Source organism: Exiguobacterium sp. s157, assembly GCF_018618205.1.
Lineage (GTDB): Bacteria > Bacillota > Bacilli > Exiguobacteriales > Exiguobacteriaceae > Exiguobacterium > Exiguobacterium chiriqhucha.
Genome location: NZ_JACSLQ010000003.1, coordinates 151,269 through 166,189 on the forward strand (window position 1 = coordinate 151,269; position 14,921 = coordinate 166,189).

Annotated in this window: 18 protein-coding genes; 4 read left to right on the top strand and 14 right to left on the bottom strand. The window is 52.2% G+C overall.

Annotated features, from left to right (window positions below; translation table 11 throughout):
- Positions 1 to 77 precede the first annotated feature (77 nt).
- Positions 78 to 590 carry a hypothetical protein gene (locus KNP67_RS07965; protein ID WP_214756429.1) on the top strand — a complete coding sequence of 171 codons (513 nt, stop codon included), beginning with the start codon at positions 78 to 80 and terminating at the stop codon, positions 588 to 590.
- Here KNP67_RS07965 and KNP67_RS07970 read toward each other — a convergent pair whose 3' ends face one another.
- The 7 genes from KNP67_RS07970 to KNP67_RS08000 all read right to left on the bottom strand — a co-directional run bounded on the left by KNP67_RS07970 (position 591) and on the right by KNP67_RS08000 (position 6,287).
- Positions 591 to 1,283, bottom strand: coding sequence for a Crp/Fnr family transcriptional regulator (locus tag KNP67_RS07970; RefSeq protein ID WP_034780597.1), 693 nt, complete (start codon positions 1,281 to 1,283; stop codon positions 591 to 593). It lies immediately after the preceding gene.
- Between the two features lie 110 nt (positions 1,284 to 1,393).
- Positions 1,394 to 1,597, bottom strand: coding sequence for a hypothetical protein (locus KNP67_RS07975; RefSeq protein ID WP_214756430.1), 204 nt, complete (start codon positions 1,595 to 1,597; stop codon positions 1,394 to 1,396).
- The gene (locus KNP67_RS07980; protein ID WP_034780593.1) at positions 1,587 to 2,093 is read right to left on the bottom strand and encodes a QcrA and Rieske domain-containing protein; all 507 of its coding nucleotides are present in this window, start codon (positions 2,091 to 2,093) and stop codon (positions 1,587 to 1,589) included. The genes KNP67_RS07975 and KNP67_RS07980 overlap by 11 nt, the downstream gene beginning before the upstream one ends.
- Before the next feature lie 20 nt (positions 2,094 to 2,113).
- Entirely contained in the window at positions 2,114 to 2,656 is a 543-nt protein-coding gene (locus tag KNP67_RS07985) for a 4Fe-4S dicluster domain-containing protein (RefSeq protein WP_015880388.1), read from the bottom strand.
- On the bottom strand, positions 2,653 to 4,899 hold the full coding sequence (locus tag KNP67_RS07990) for a molybdopterin oxidoreductase family protein (protein WP_034780591.1): 2,247 nt from the start codon (positions 4,897 to 4,899) through the stop codon (positions 2,653 to 2,655). The genes KNP67_RS07985 and KNP67_RS07990 overlap by 4 nt, the downstream gene beginning before the upstream one ends.
- Positions 4,892 to 5,179 (bottom strand): hypothetical protein, encoded by a 288-nt coding sequence (locus KNP67_RS07995; protein ID WP_114164958.1) that lies wholly within the window; start codon positions 5,177 to 5,179, stop codon positions 4,892 to 4,894. The genes KNP67_RS07990 and KNP67_RS07995 overlap by 8 nt, the downstream gene beginning before the upstream one ends.
- Positions 5,160 to 6,287 carry an MFS transporter gene (locus KNP67_RS08000; protein WP_114164959.1) on the bottom strand — a complete coding sequence of 376 codons (1,128 nt, stop codon included), beginning with the start codon at positions 6,285 to 6,287 and terminating at the stop codon, positions 5,160 to 5,162. Before KNP67_RS08000 ends, KNP67_RS07995 begins: the two co-directional genes overlap by 20 nt.
- Before the next feature lie 134 nt (positions 6,288 to 6,421).
- Between KNP67_RS08000 and KNP67_RS08005 the strand changes: the two genes are divergently transcribed.
- On the top strand, positions 6,422 to 6,793 hold the full coding sequence (locus KNP67_RS08005; protein ID WP_214756431.1) for a DUF3221 domain-containing protein: 372 nt from the start codon (positions 6,422 to 6,424) through the stop codon (positions 6,791 to 6,793).
- On the opposite strand, the gene modB is transcribed toward KNP67_RS08005, so the two are convergent.
- The 6 genes from modB to KNP67_RS08035 all read right to left on the bottom strand — a co-directional run bounded on the left by modB (position 6,790) and on the right by KNP67_RS08035 (position 12,954).
- A complete protein-coding gene (modB, locus tag KNP67_RS08010) occupies positions 6,790 to 7,431 on the bottom strand; it encodes a molybdate ABC transporter permease subunit (RefSeq protein ID WP_214756432.1) in 642 nt (213 codons plus the stop codon). The two genes, KNP67_RS08005 and modB, sit on opposite strands and share 4 nt — an antisense overlap.
- On the bottom strand, positions 7,428 to 8,159 hold the full coding sequence (modA, locus tag KNP67_RS08015; protein ID WP_214756434.1) for a molybdate ABC transporter substrate-binding protein: 732 nt from the start codon (positions 8,157 to 8,159) through the stop codon (positions 7,428 to 7,430). The genes modB and modA overlap by 4 nt, the downstream gene beginning before the upstream one ends.
- Before the next feature lie 106 nt (positions 8,160 to 8,265).
- Positions 8,266 to 8,973, bottom strand: a complete 708-nt coding sequence (gene ric / locus KNP67_RS08020; protein WP_021068013.1) for an iron-sulfur cluster repair di-iron protein — start codon at positions 8,971 to 8,973, stop codon at positions 8,266 to 8,268.
- A 148-nt stretch (positions 8,974 to 9,121) separates the two neighbouring features.
- Entirely contained in the window at positions 9,122 to 10,402 is a 1,281-nt protein-coding gene (gene aceA / locus KNP67_RS08025) for an isocitrate lyase (RefSeq protein WP_370448610.1), read from the bottom strand.
- Between the two features lie 66 nt (positions 10,403 to 10,468).
- On the bottom strand, positions 10,469 to 10,765 hold the full coding sequence (locus KNP67_RS08030) for a hypothetical protein (RefSeq protein WP_029596327.1): 297 nt from the start codon (positions 10,763 to 10,765) through the stop codon (positions 10,469 to 10,471).
- A complete protein-coding gene (locus KNP67_RS08035) occupies positions 10,762 to 12,954 on the bottom strand; it encodes a malate synthase G (RefSeq protein ID WP_251130832.1) in 2,193 nt (730 codons plus the stop codon). Before KNP67_RS08035 ends, KNP67_RS08030 begins: the two co-directional genes overlap by 4 nt.
- A gap of 183 nt (positions 12,955 to 13,137) precedes the next feature.
- On the opposite strand from KNP67_RS08035, the gene KNP67_RS08040 reads away from it, so the two are divergent.
- Together KNP67_RS08040 and KNP67_RS08045 are read left to right on the top strand one after the other, a co-directional pair.
- Positions 13,138 to 13,584 (top strand): MarR family winged helix-turn-helix transcriptional regulator, encoded by a 447-nt coding sequence (locus KNP67_RS08040; protein ID WP_029596329.1) that lies wholly within the window; start codon positions 13,138 to 13,140, stop codon positions 13,582 to 13,584.
- A complete protein-coding gene (locus tag KNP67_RS08045) occupies positions 13,581 to 14,216 on the top strand; it encodes a nitroreductase family protein (RefSeq protein ID WP_034780571.1) in 636 nt (211 codons plus the stop codon). Before KNP67_RS08040 ends, KNP67_RS08045 begins: the two co-directional genes overlap by 4 nt.
- Positions 14,217 to 14,252: 36 nt before the next feature.
- Here KNP67_RS08045 and KNP67_RS08050 read toward each other — a convergent pair whose 3' ends face one another.
- A complete protein-coding gene (locus KNP67_RS08050) occupies positions 14,253 to 14,915 on the bottom strand; it encodes an NAD(P)H-dependent oxidoreductase (protein ID WP_214756437.1) in 663 nt (220 codons plus the stop codon).
- Positions 14,916 to 14,921 lie beyond the last annotated feature (6 nt).

Sequence of the window (14,921 nt, forward strand, 5' to 3'; positions counted from 1 at the left end):
ATCTTTTGTTTCTGTGACATTGAACACAGAAAAACCCTCCCCGATTCCTTACGATAAGGAATAGAGGAGGGATTAATTTGTCACATCTCATTCAAATCCACTGTGCGTCCGAAGTTCGCTTGGCGCTACAACCATATTTCTTCAGTCAAGACGGGGCCCACGTGTTCCGTGTCTTCGGCGTCGCGATCGCCGAGGCTGCGTTCACCGAGACGGGGCTCGATATCACATTCCCACTTGAAAGTCCGTTAGAAGAACTAGAAGCGCTGCACACCTTGCTCGTTCGGATCGACACTCACCATGACGTGACGATCGATGACGCCCAGGCAGTTATCGGTTACTTAGGGGACGGGACAACGGTCACCGTTTATCGCCATTTCAAACGATGGCTCGACTTTTTATCTGCAGCGCGTGTCCGCTCGATGGAAGGTGTCGTCGTCGAGGTCCGTGCCAACGGGATCAAGCTAGCCGAAGGCGTGCTCCGGTCTTATGAATTGATGGAAGATGGCGAGTTTTATGTATCGGCCTGTACAATCGAGGCCGATGGATTGGAGCATTTTGAAGGCGAGCTATCGCTTGCCGCCGTAATGTGATCAATCGATGACACAGACCGAGACCGGACAGTCCTCACAATGGTTGAGCAGTTTCAACCGGTCGAGATCATGGATAATGATTTGACGGGAAGGGAGTGAAATAATCCCTTCTTGGGCGAGCTCGTTCAACATGCGATTCACGCGTTCACGCGATGTCCCGCAATAGTTGGCGAGCTCTTGGTTTTTCAGTTTCAAGTCGATGAGAATGCCGTCTTCGACTTCCACCCCATAGCTGTTCGCCATACGAATGAGCGTCGAGTAGAGCGCTCCTTTTTTCCCGTTCAGCACCAAGTCTCTAAATTTCGTATGCTGTTTCCGCATATGTTCGTTGATCATGACCATGAACTCGCGGACGAATTCCGGGTTCGACGACAAAATCATCGTTTCAATACGCTCGATTTTGACCGCGTAAATTTCACTATCTTCTAACGCCTTGGCGTTAAATAAATATTTTGGTTCGATTGCGAATAACGTCAACTCTCCGCAACAAGCCTCAGCGCTTAAACAACGTAACGTCAATTCTTTTCCATTTTCCGTCAATTTCGAAATTTGGATCAGTCCACTCTTTACAATATAAAATTCAGCTGCGTCTTCTTGTTCTCGGAACAGAAAACCGCCTTTTGGGACATGAATGATTCGATGTGCCAATTTTTTTGTTTCCTCGAGCACCATCGCTTTACTTGAATGAGCCATTTCCACCGACCTTCCTTAAAACACGTTGCGCCATATTAAAGCTTGCCTTCATTCTAAACACAAACCCCCTCGAAACGCAATCAACATTTGGAAGCGTTTCAAGGGGAGGACTATTCTTTCGTACGATATTCAATTTTTTTCCAATATCGATATAATAAGCCGATCAATCCGACATTGATGACAGCGATGATCATATACAGTCGCATCGAGGCATGATCATACACCATGTAGCTCTCAATTGTATATTGCAAGAGTACCATGTTCGTCCCGAGCAATATGACCAATCCGATTAAACTCCAACCGTTACGCCCCATGATGAATCTCTCTTCCGACCGCAAAAATCTTCCCGTTCTCGATTTCAAGCAAGATTTTAGGGAGTTCCCGCTGCGGCGGACCGGCCTGTGGTTGGCCGTCGACACCGAAGTAACCACGGTGGCACGGACAGAGGAGTACGTCCTCCTCCTCTACGTAAAACACTGGGCACTGCAGATGGGTGCATTTGTTGTTATAGGCAACGAACTCACCATTCTTTAAATGAACGAGCAACGATGGTTCCGTACCCGGATATTCAAATTCGAGTGATTTCCCGCGCTCTAGCGCCTCGACCGTCGTGATGAATTGACGGTCGGTTCTCGGCTCGCTTCGAACGAAGGCCGCGATATTGAACGGGACGGTCGCGAGACCGAGTGCGATGCCTGCGCCGAACGTTGATTTGATGAACGCCCGTCGATTCAGTTTCACGTCATCGGCCCGACTCAAGTTATCGACGAGTGCGGATAAACGTTCCCGGTCTTTTGATTCATTTGACATAAGTCATCTTCCTTTCCATCTCAATCGGAATAGACGCCAAAGAATTCAGGGACGTAATTCCATTTATCGTCTTGCGAAGGCTTTTTCCCTTCGATCATGTTCATTTGGACGCGTTGACGACGGAGTTGCATCATCTCGTCATGGTCGATGAAGCGAATCGCATCCGACGGACAAACCGACGCACACATCGGCGCGATATCATGTTTGGAGCGGTCGTAACACATGTCGCACTTATACATCTTATTCTTCTCAAAGTCGAACTTCGGAATCCCGAACGGACAAGCGAACGTACAGTTTCGGCAGCCGATACATTTTTCTTCCGAAGCCGATAACACGACGCCCTCTGGCGTGATTTGAATCGCATTGGCCGGACACACTTGAGCACAAGCCGGATTTTTACACTGCATACAGATCATTGGGAACGTCTGACGGTTCTCCGAGAAATCGATATAATCCACATAGTTGCGCTCGAGCCCCTCGTGGTCCCCGCATTCGCGGCAAGCTGCCTGACAGGCCCGACAGCCGATACAACGTTCAAACTCTAAATACATGACCTTATTCATTTCGTATGAACCTCCTCATCCATGACGTGACAGCTCGTCGCAATCGCATGGTCCGCCATGAACGGCACGCTTGATCCGAGCGGGACCGTCAACGGATTAATGTGTAACGGGGTGTTGGCCGGTAACTTTTTCATTTGTACCGCACATACCTTGAACTCCGGCATGCGTGACATCGGATCGAGACACGGGTTCGTCAATTGATTGATGGCGAGCTCCTTGCCCCAATGATAAGGGACGAAGACCGTATCTTTTCGAATCGCCTTCGTCAAACGTGCTTCGACGACCATCGATCCGCGACGTGTGCGGAGTTCGACTTTGTCGCCCGTTTGAAGGCTATAACTTGATGCCAACTCCGGATGGATCTCCACGAACGGCAGTTTTGACATCGTGCTCAAGAAGTCGACACGGCGCGTCTGATTGCCCGACAAGTAATGGAAGACGACCCGACCTGTCGTGAGCGTGACCGGATATTCTTCATTCGCATATTCACCGGCCGGCCGATACGTGACGACAGGCAAATTCGCTTTTCCGTTCGCCGTTCCAAACCGTTCTTTGAACATCGTCGGTGTGCCGGGATGATCTTCGGACGGACATGGCCAAAAGACACCATACTCGTCGTCGATTCGTTCCCATGTGATCCCAGAGTAGTCAGCCGCTCCACCTTTCGTCGCGATGCGGAACTCCTCCCAAATGTCACGCGCCGTCTCGTACGGGAAGTACTGTCCGCGTCCCATCCGTTCAGCGATCCGCTTCATGATTTCCCAGTCTGGGAGCGAGTCTCCGAGCGGTTCGCGCACTTTCCGGATCCGAATGACACGTCCTTCTAGGTTCGTCGTCGTCCCTTCATCTTCGGCCCACGAACAAGCCGGCAAGACGACATCAGCGAACTCACAAGATTCCGACATGAAGAAGTCACTGACGACGAAGAAATCGAGTTTGTTGAAACTGTCCCATACGTACGGAAGGTTCGGTGCCGAAACGGCTGGGTTCGAACACATGAGGTGCATCGCCCGAATCGTTCCCGCTTGAATCTCATCGAACATTTCGAACGCGGACACACCTGGTTTTGGCATCTCGGAAGGATCGATGCCCCAAACCCCGCTCACATATTCGACGGCTTTCGGGTCAGTTAATTTCCGGTATCCTGGTAACAGGTCTGCTTTTTGTCCATGTTCTCGTCCACCCTGCCCGTTCCCTTGCCCCGTCATCGTGGCCACGCCCGAAGCAAACTTCCCAATCATGCCTCGTAAGAGCGCCATCGACGTATAGAGCGAGACATTGTCGACGCCTTTTGACTGTTGTTCGACGCCGCGGGCGAACAACATGACCGAACGTGGGCTCTTCCCGTAAATATGACCGGCCTTCTCGAGTTTTTCGATGGCGACACCGGTCACCTCACTCGTCCGTTCGAGCGTCCAGTCTCGGACCGACGCTTTCAACTCTTCATAGTTATCGCAACGCTCATCCACGTACGCTTGATCAACATAATCGTGTTCGACTAAAAAGTTGAGCAGTCCCATCGCAAGCGCCGCATCCGTCCCCGGTTTCAAATCGAGGTGGACATCCGCGACACGCGCCATCGGAATCTCACGCGGATCGGCGACGATGATTTTCGCGCCTTTGTCTTTCGCCTTCCAAATATGTTGCGTCGTCGTCGGATGACATTCGGCGATATTTGAACCGGCGACAAAGAACGTGTCGACATGCTCGAACTCCGTCCACGGGAGCGTCGCCCCGCGGTCAATCCCAAGTGTCTTTAAGAAACCGCCGGCAGCTGACGACATGCAGAAGCGACCGTTGTAATCGATGAACCGTGTGCCGAGTGCGACCCGGGCATACTTCCCGACGAGGTAACATTTTTCATTCGTCATCGAGACGCCGCCGAAGACGGACACCGCATCTTTCCCATGCTCTCGTTGAATGCGTTTAAAGTTCGCTTCGATCACGTCGAGCGCTTCTTCCCATGTCGCTTTTTCAAACTTGCCGTTCCGTTTGATGAGCGGAGTCATGATACGGTCCGGATGTTCGATCGTTTGATAGGCCGTGACGCCTTTCGGACAAAGTTTTCCTTTGTTGACCGGGAAATCGTAGCGTGGTTCAACGCCTTTGACGGCCCCGGTTTTCTCATCGACCCGGATATGCATGCCGCACTGCATGCCACAGTAACAACAGTGGGTCGTGATCAACTTTTCACCCGGTTTGATTAAATTCTGTACTTCTGGCGACGTTAAAAAGTCACTCATCGTCTTCCCCTCCATAGAACGTTTCCGCTCTTCGTTTTGAAAATCCACTGACGTGATAGCCGTTAATCGTTTGAAGCGGATAATGCATCCCGTCACTTCCGGGCCGTCCGAGCGCCGAATCGAGCCGGGCGCGACGACGACAGGCGTGACAGAGGTCTTGGACCGTGTGCGCCGCATCGACTTTCACGAGTTGGTCCGACCCCTCGAGCAATTGTTTCACTTGTTCAATCTCTTCAAGCGTGCCGGTCGGTTCGCCGCACTTAACGCACAGGTGTCTCATCTTTTGCCTCACCTTTCGTCTCCTTCGGTCGGCCGAATCCTGGCATCGACATGCCCGTGTTCGTATCGACCGGGTGTGTCGGTAACTGTCCGTTCATCAAGTTCAATTGCATCTTCACACGCATCGAACGTCGACACGGTTGGCAGTAATCGGAGAGCTGGGTCCCGTCACTGAGCCCGAGCTGGATCGTCTGTGCTTGCAAAATCGCTTGGACGTCCTCGACTTGATTGTCCGTCGCATAACGTGTCCCGCACCCGGCGCAGACACGGGTCTCATCCGCTTCGACTTCCCGGTAGTTCATCGGGACGCTGGCCGCCATCGGTCGGACCGGCAAGTGGAACAGTTTACCGAACGGGAAGTAACATAAAAAGATGATGACGGTCAATTGATGGAACAAGGCGAGCTCGTGATGGATGAAGCCTCCGAAGAATACATACGACACGGTCAACAACAACCCCGAGACAGTGACGATGAGCAACATGAGGAGCGGTAAAATATCAAATTCGAACCGCTGGGTCACTTTCACGTCCTGGTCGTTGATCCGGCGATAGAGTGCCATGAGCACGCCGACGAGCAACATGAGCGCGGTGATGTTCAACCCGTTATAGACGAGCTCCGCGAACAACCCGTGCGCAGCCATCTTGATGGTCGGGATGTTAAAGACGACAATCTGATACGTCTCGATATCAATCAAATCAAACCGCATCCATTGGAACGTCAGCCCGAATGTGATGGCGAACGACCCGAGACATCCCCAGGCAATCAACATATGTTGGGTCCAGCGGTACCAGCCACGTTCCCAGATGAACTTCTGTAAGACAATATTGTTGACGGTCGTGGCGGCGACGGCCTTGCTGGCCCGTTTCTTTTCTGCCTTCATTTGTTTGAGGCTCCGCTTCAATACTTGTGAGGTGGCCGGCCGTGCAAAAAATAACGTCAAGCGGACGACCATCCCAATCATGCAAATGACGGCGGCGATATAGTAGCCGAACAGCGCCATGTCCACGTGCTCAAATCCTGCCGAGGCGATCCATGTCGAGAGCACCAAGACGGTGAATCCTACGAACGACCACTTTGCGGCGGTCGAATAAAAATAACGATCGGACATATGTGTTCCCCCTTCTCTTTCCGAGCGACTTCATAGTTTCATCATAAAGATGACATCTCGACTTAACTGTTACTTTTTTCACAGATAAGCGATTCGAGACGTGACAGAATAATGAACGAAGGAGGCGTTCCCTTATGAAATCATCGCTTAAAATCATGTTATTCCTCACCATCGTGGCCATGCTCGTCGTCTTTTCCATCGGGTTTGTCTTCGCTAACCGGGCGACGACCGAGCCAGACGTCGAAGGATATGTGATTGAAATAAATGAGTCTGACCGCACCGCACTCGTCATCAGCGGCATCACTGCAGAAGAAGCCACGCTCTCTCCTGACACTCTTTTCGCGCAAAGTGAACCGGAAGACGTAAGTTGGTTCAAGTTTCAAGTAAAGGCGACGTTCGAACAAATCGCTGTCGGGGACCACGTCCACATTTGGAAAAAGACCGGCCCAAGTATCTTAAATACTCCGAACCGGTCTTATGTGAAAAAAGTCGCTGTGATCGACTAATATTGACGTTTGCCGTAACGTTCGCTCAGCCATAGGACTAAAAACGCCAAACCAACCAACCATCCACTCCAGACGAGTGCCTGGGTCATATCTCCGTTGATTGTCGCCATATAAATCGCTGTGGCGAGCGTCATCGTCTCGCCCGGGATATTTCCGGCAATCATCATCGTAATCCCAAACTCGCCGATTGATCGGGCGAAGCCGAGGACGAAGCCGCTCGTCAACGCGGGTAACAGCAGCGGAATCGTCACGTAGGTGAACAGTTGACGCTCTGACCCGCCGAGCACGCGTCCGGCCTCATACCATTCCGCATCGAGTTGTTTGAGCCCGAGACGAATCGTTTGGTAGATGAGCGGAAACGCGGCCAAGGCGGACGCGATGACGTTCGCCTGTTTGGTGAACAAGATGGTGACGGGCAAGAACCCACCGATCCCGTTGTTCCCGAGGACCATCAAGGCGTATAACCCGATGACTGTCGGTGGCAAGATGAGCGGCAGTAAAAACACTGTCTCCAGCAGCCGCTTTCCTTTAAATTGACGGTGATGCATGAAATAGGCCGCTCCGAAGGCGAGGACGAAGGCGCTCACCGTCGCCATCATCCCGACTTCGAATGTGAGTTGAAGTGGAGATTGCGTCATTTGGAAAATCCTTTCGCCAAAAAGTGAGCTTGGATCTCATTATCAAACAAACGCGCATAGATATCGCGGACGTATGGATCATGCGTTAAGCGAACTGCCGGATACGAAATCGCACCCGTCGCTTCAAATGGGACCGACTGAATCGACTCGATGTCCGTCGTGAGTTCCGTTTTATAAACGAATCCCGCATTGGCGTCACCTTGTTCGATGAGCGTCAGCACTTGTCTCACGTTTTGGGCGAACATGACTCGCGGCTCCACTTCCTCCCACACATCTTCCCCTTCGAGCGCCACTTTTGCGTAACGACCGGCCGGGACATTGATCGGATCACCGATGACGATGCGAGCACATGTATTTAAGTCGTGCCACGTCTCCGCGCACGGTTTCCCTTTCGGTGTTACGAGCCACAATTCGTTATGCAAGAACATATCCCGCTCTAGAATCGGGATTTGTAATCGGTCGACATCGTCAACGCTCGCGGCTAAAAAGATATCTGCCGGAGACCCGTGATTGATTTGTGCTCGCAAAGCGCCGCTCCCGTTCGTCACGACCCGAACATCAATCCCATCGAATTCCGCTTCAAGTTGTCGCTCGACCTCTTCCAAAGCCGGTCCTAAGCTTGCCGCTGCTAGGATGGTCACGGTGTCCTCCGAATCTGAACTCGACCAGACTTGACTTAGTAATAAGGCGACTGCCATCCCTATGATGACTCCACTCACCCGTTTCATGATTGATCACTCCTTTGCTTCTCTTTTATCGTAGCGATTGCTTCGCCTCCCATCTGTATCAAACGTCACAAAAATACACCCCTACGTCAGTAGAGGTGTGCCCTTATTAAGCGAACGTGCGCGCCCGCGGGAATAAAATGTTGTTCTCGAGATGAATATGTTCGAACGTATCCGATTCGAGCGCTTCTAACCGTTGATAGACAAGACGATACGTCCCACACGCACCTTCAGGCGGCGTATAGTCGTTCGTGATGTGCCGAAGCTCTTTCAAGATGTCACCCGCTGCTGCATGTTCTGACTCGAGCGAAGCCAAAATGTCATCAAGCTCCCGTCTCGTTTCAGCTGTCGGTGCCGTCTCATGACGAAGCAACGTCGGGAAGTCTTCCGTCTCTTCTTTGACGATATGTTGTTCAAGTTCCACTTTCAATTGATTGAACAGTTGATGAATGCGTCCGAGGTGCGGATGGTTTTGTCCGTGAACCCGGAACACTTTTGTCACATATGGTGTGAGCTGTGGCAATTCGTCCGTCAAAAACTGGTGATGCTTATAAATGATGTGCTCAATCAATTCCGATGAAGAAGCAGCATCCCAATCGATGCTCTTCTCGTTCATCTCTTGCTTGCGTTGATAGAGCGCATTGACTTCTTCTAAAATATCTTCTGTCGACCGTTTCGATTTGTCAGTCGCTTCAGCGAGTGGTCGGTTGCCACCACAACAAAAATCGATTCGGTTCCGTTTGAAGATGTCTGCTGCTTGCGGGCATTGTTTGACGATTTCAGATACGTGCGTATCGCCCGTGAATGTCTGTGTCATCTGTCATAACCTCCATATTCGTTTTGACATGTTTAGCGTAGCAAGAGTTTGACGACAAAAATGTGAAATACGTCACATTTAGGTGAACGGGATTGCCGCGTTCCAAATTTGGACACAAAACAGCCCCTCATTTTGTGAGGGGCGTCGATTAATGGGAAGGCGTTTCAAATTGCTCTGCCTCGGTCGATCCGGCCAATGCCGTCGTCGACGACTGGCCTCCAGAAATGACGAGTGACACTTCATCAAAGTACCCGGTCCCGACTTCGCGCTGGTGACGTGTCGCCGTATAGCCATGCTGCTCCGCCGAGAATTCAGCTTGCTGCAACTCGGAATAGGCAGCCATCCCGCGGGCTTTGTATCCGCGTGCGAGTTCGAACATTCCGAAGTTGAGCGAGTGGAAACCAGCGAGCGTGACGAATTGGAACTTGTACCCCATCGCACCAATTTCTTGTTGGAACGTTGCGATTTCCTCGTCTGACAGCTTCTTCTTCCAGTTGAACGAAGGTGAGCAGTTGTAAGCAAGCAGTTTGCCCGGATATTTCGCGTGAATCGCATTTGCGAATTGGCGTGCCTCATCCAAATCGGGCTCGGACGTCTCGCACCAGACGAGGTCGGCGTACGGTGCGTAGGCAAGACCACGCGCGATTGCCTGCTCGATGCCTGCCTCGGTGCGGTAAAACCCTTCCGGTGTCCGGTCACCGACGATGAACGGATGGTCGATTGGGTCGATGTCGCTCGTAATCAAGTTCGCGGCGTGGGCGTCGGTCCGGGCGACGATAATCGTCGACACCCCCATGACGTCTGCCGCGAGACGTGCGGCAATCAAGTTTTTCACGGCCGTCTGTGTCGGGAGCAACACTTTGCCGCCGAGGTGACCGCACTTCTTCTCTGAAGAGAGTTGATCCTCCAAGTGGACGCCGGCTGCACCCGCCTCAATCATCGCCTTCGTCAACTCGAACACGTTGAGCACACCGCCGAAACCGGCTTCCATGTCAGCGACGATCGGGGCGAACCAATGCGTATCGCCTTTCCCTTCCGCCGTTTGAATTTGATCGGCCCGTTGAAGCGCCTGGTTAATCCGTTTGACGACGCTCGGCACCGAGTTAGCCGGGTATAGGCTTTGGTCCGGGTACATGTGTCCCGACAAGTTCGCATCGGCGGCGACTTGCCATCCGCTCAAATAGATGGCTTCGAGACCCGCCTTCACTTGCTGGATGGCCTGGTTCCCCGTCAACGCGCCGAGCGCGTGGACGTAGTCTCGTTCGTGGAGTAACTCCCATAACCGTTCCGCTCCTTTTGTCGCGAGCGTATGCTCGATTAGGACAGACCCCCGAAGCCTCATCACGTCTTTGACCCCATATGGACGTTCGACCCCGTTAAACCGTTCCGACTGTAACATATCCTCTAGTTGCATTTGTTGTTCATTCATATCCATTCCTCCTGTATTATATTAATTTATATATTTATCGTTTGTTATATAACAGATAATGCAAGCTTAATCCAAGTATGCACAGCATTCGAGCGCCGCTTTGAATGACGAGTGCTCCATCCCGCAGCAACGACAGACGTTTTCTTCGTCACGATCTTCTGGTTTACGGAATATGACGACCTCTTCGACCGGCTCTCTCATGATTTGGAGCGACCCGTCGGCCCGGTCGAGCACGAGGCGCATCAAATCGTTCCCATAGACGAACGCCGTGTTAGCGAGCGCCGCTGTCGATTCCCCCGAGACGATCCGACGGACGACCCAACGTTCAATCAACTGTTCGCTTTCGATTTTTTTCGTTGTCATGATGATGCTCCTCCTTTTAAATTCGGTTCTAATGTCACTTGTTGTAAAAACTGTCGGCGGCGCCGGTGCAGGATCGGTTCCGTATATCCATTTGGTGATGCATCGCCTTCGAACACTAACTCTTTCGCCGCTTGATAGGCGATGGAGCAGTCTACATCTGGCGTCATCGGACGATAGTGCGGATCTTCCGCGTTTTGCGCGTCGACGACCTCGGCCATCCGGTAAAGCGTCACTTCGACTTGTTCACGGCTACAGATTCCATGGTATAGCCAGTTGGCGACATGTTGACTCGAAATACGAAGCGTTGCTCGGTCTTCCATCAACCCGACATGATGAATATCGGGCACTTTCGAGCAGCCGACACCTTGCTCGACCCAACGGACGACGTAACCGAGCAACCCTTGCAGGTTGTTCTCGAGTTCCTCGTTCACTTCCTCATCTGTATAGAGACGCGTGGCGAGTGGTACCTCGAGCAGACGCCCTCGCTCAGTTGCTGGATTAAACGAACGATTCGCCAACTCACGCTGAACGTCAAACGCATCGACTTGATGGTAATGCAGCGCATGAAGCGTGGCCGCCGTCGGGGACGGCACCCAAGCCGTCGTCGCCCCGGACCGGACATGATTGCTTTTTTCACGCATCATGTCGCGCATCCGATCGGGCATCGCCCACATCCCTTTCCCGATTTGCCCGCGTTGATGGAATCCTGCGTCAAGCCCGATCTGGACATTCAGACGTTCATAAGCATCGAGCCACTCCGATGTTTTCATCTCGCCTTTCTTGCGCATCGGTCCGAGCGTGAGCGAGGAGTGAATCTCATCGCCCGTCCGGTCGAGGAATCCGGTATTGATGAAGACGATGCGTTCCTTCACTTGCTCGATACAGTTCTTCAAATTAAGCGACGTGCGTCGCTCCTCGTCCATCACGCCGACTTTGAGCGTGTGACGCGGTAACTCGAGTACATCTTCAATCGCATCGAACAAGTCGTTCGTGAACGCGACTTCCTTAGATCCATGCATCTTCGGTTTGACGATATAGATGGAGCGTTCGCGGGAATTTCGTCTGGCATCAAGATGGCGGCTCGCGATGAGCGCAGTGAAAATCCCGTCCAAGATCCCTTCCGGTACTTCACGCCCTTCCGCGTCGAGCATCAAGTCTGTCGTCATCAAGTGCCCGACGTTTCGAATAAAGAGGAGCGATCGGCCCGGAAGCGTGACTTCACGCCCGTCTTTCCCGACATACTTCCGGTCAGGGTTCAACTTCCGAGTGAGCGGCCGACCTCCTTTCGTGAATGTTGCTTCGAGCGTCCCGTCCATCAGGCCTAGCCAGTTCGCGTAAAGGTGGACCTTGTCTTCCGCCCGAACAGCGGCAACCGAGTCTTCACAGTCGACGATGGCAGACAAGGCGGACTCGAGTTCGATGTCAATGAGCCCTGCTCGATCGACCCGTCCGATTGGGTGGTCCCGGTCAAACTGCAACTCGGCGTGAATCCCGTTATGGACGAGCAAGAGCTTATTCGGATCACTCGTTTCCCCGACATAGCCGACGAGACAATCGTCTTGAAACGCGATGCGGTTCCCTTCGATGATGGCGTATGGCCTGCCCTCTGACACGAGATAGCCGTTCGCTTCTTCGTGCGAGCCCTCCCGGAGCGGAAATGTATCGTCGAGAAACTGTTTGGCGTAGGCGATGACCGCTTCACCTCGGACTGGATTATAACCACTCGACTTCGTTTTCCCGTCCTCTTCGTCGATGACGTCCGTTCCGTACAAGGCGTCATACAGACTTCCCCAGCGGGCGTTCGCCGCGTTCAACGCATAGCGCGCGTTGTCGAGCGGAACGACGAGCTGTGGTCCGGCTTGCCTACTAACCTCTGAATCGACACCTGAAACGTCGATGCTGAAATCAGGGACGGTCGCTTCGATGTAATCGATGGACCGAAGGAAACGCTCATAGTCTTCCAGGTCGAAGGCTTGCTTGTGCTCGCTGTACCATTCCTGTAATAGTCGCTCATACGACTCACGTTCGTGAAGCAGTGACTCATTCCGAGGAATGAACTCATCGAGTAGGCGCCCGACCCCAGGCCAAAATTGTCGGTGCGCCTCTTCGTCAGGCAATATACGAGCCGAGATGAAGTCGAGCAACGTTTCATGTACGTGATAAGTACCTACTTGTTTGTAATGTTCCAAGCCGTCACATCCTTCCATTCAATTGTTATATATCAGTTGACTTTAATATAGACTATTATATAACAGTTTGACAACAGTTTTTTGAAACTTTTTATTTGCGATCTATTTCAAAACCGATTAGTATACATTGTGTGAGCTATCAATGATTGATTCATCAATTAGTTTTTTGAAGGAGGATACCCGATGCGCGACGCCTGTTCGCTCAGCGATGAGATTCTCTACCACGTCATCACCGTACAAAAAGAACTGGCCCAACTGTTCGATACGGAAATGGACGGGCTCAGCTCGACCCGCTTCGATATTTTGAGCAACTTGCATCACGTCGGCCCTTTGCGTCAGCGTGAACTGCAACAACGGGTCGGCGTCGATCATGCCGCCATCACGCGTCATTTGAAACAGCTCGAGACACAGGGCTTGATCACGCGCGAACGCTGCCTCCAAGACAATCGGGTCATCTTTGTCGATTTGACCGATGTCGGTCGGGAGCGGATTGCACATTGGACCGAGCAAAAGAAGTGCTTATCGGACCGTCTTTTTGTAAACATGAAGGTAGAGGAGCAACGACAGTTACTCGAACTTTTAAATACGTTACAAACCAACATTCAACATGAAAGGAAGACCCTTATATGAACACGACAACACAGAAAGACTTTATGGAAATCCTCAAAGGACGCCGCTCGATTCGCGTCTATGATGAGAATGTCAAAATCTCAAAAGAAGAGATGACACAAATCCTGGAGGAAGCGACGACGGCACCGTCATCACTCAACCTGCAACCGTGGCGCTTCGTCGTCATCGATAGCGCAGAAGGTAAAGACACACTCCTTCCGCTCGCAAGCTTCAACAAACGCCAAGTCGAGACGTCATCAGCCGTTATCGCCATCTTTGCCGACTACCAGATGGCCGATTACACACAAGAGATCTTTGATACGGCCGTCGAGCGTGGCCTCATGCCACCAGAAGTCCGCGACCGTCAAGTCGACATGATCAAAGGCATCTTCAAAGACGCACCGAAAGAGTCTGTCAAAGACAGCATCTTGCTCGACTCGGGTCTCGTCGCGATGCAACTCATGCTCGTCGCCCGTGCCCACGGCTACGACACAAACCCGATCGGTGGTTATGACAAAGCGAACATCGCGGAAGCGTTCGGCCTCGAGAAAGAGCGCTACCTTCCTGTCATGCTCCTCTCAATCGGAAAAGCCGCGGAAGACGGTTACCAATCGGTCCGCTTCCCAATCGACCGCATCACCGACTGGAAATAAGCAAAAGCTCAAGCGCCTCGGCGCTTGAGCTTTTTTTCATCCGATGTATTTGACGACCTCATTAAAGTCACGGCGTGTCTTCGGCGCGAAGTCACGGGCCCGATGTCCGAATGCGACCATGACCGAGAGCGACCAGGCACCTCGTTCCATGACCCCTTCCGAGATCAATAATTCGTCAATCTCCGCTTGATTGAACCCTTCGATCGGACATGAGTCGACGCCGATCTGTGCGGCGGCCGTCATCATGTTGCCGAGCGGGATATACGTCTGGCGTTTAATCCATTCTTGGAACACACGCTCGTCGTCCAACAGTCGATAATCTTGTTCTTGGAACTCACGGACCCGTTTCACCCGAAGGGCGTACTCGTCCTCGGTCCGTCCTTGGACGTCCGTGACGATATGACGGATGTAGTCCGAGTCGTAGCGCATCGCTTCAGGCGTCCGCGCCAAGATCAACACGAAATGGCTCGCCGTTAACGCCTGTCCTTGGGCACCCCACGCGTGGTCTTTGATCTTCCGGAGCAAGTCTTCGCGACGAATGACGACGAACTGCCAAGGCTCGAAGCCGAACGAACTCGGTGATAAGCGACCCGTCTCCAGAATGAATTCGAAATCTTCCTCATCGATTTTGCGGTCCGCGTCGAACTCTTTCGTCGCTTGACGCCAACGATACGCATCTAAAATATCTTCTTTCTTCACGATGAT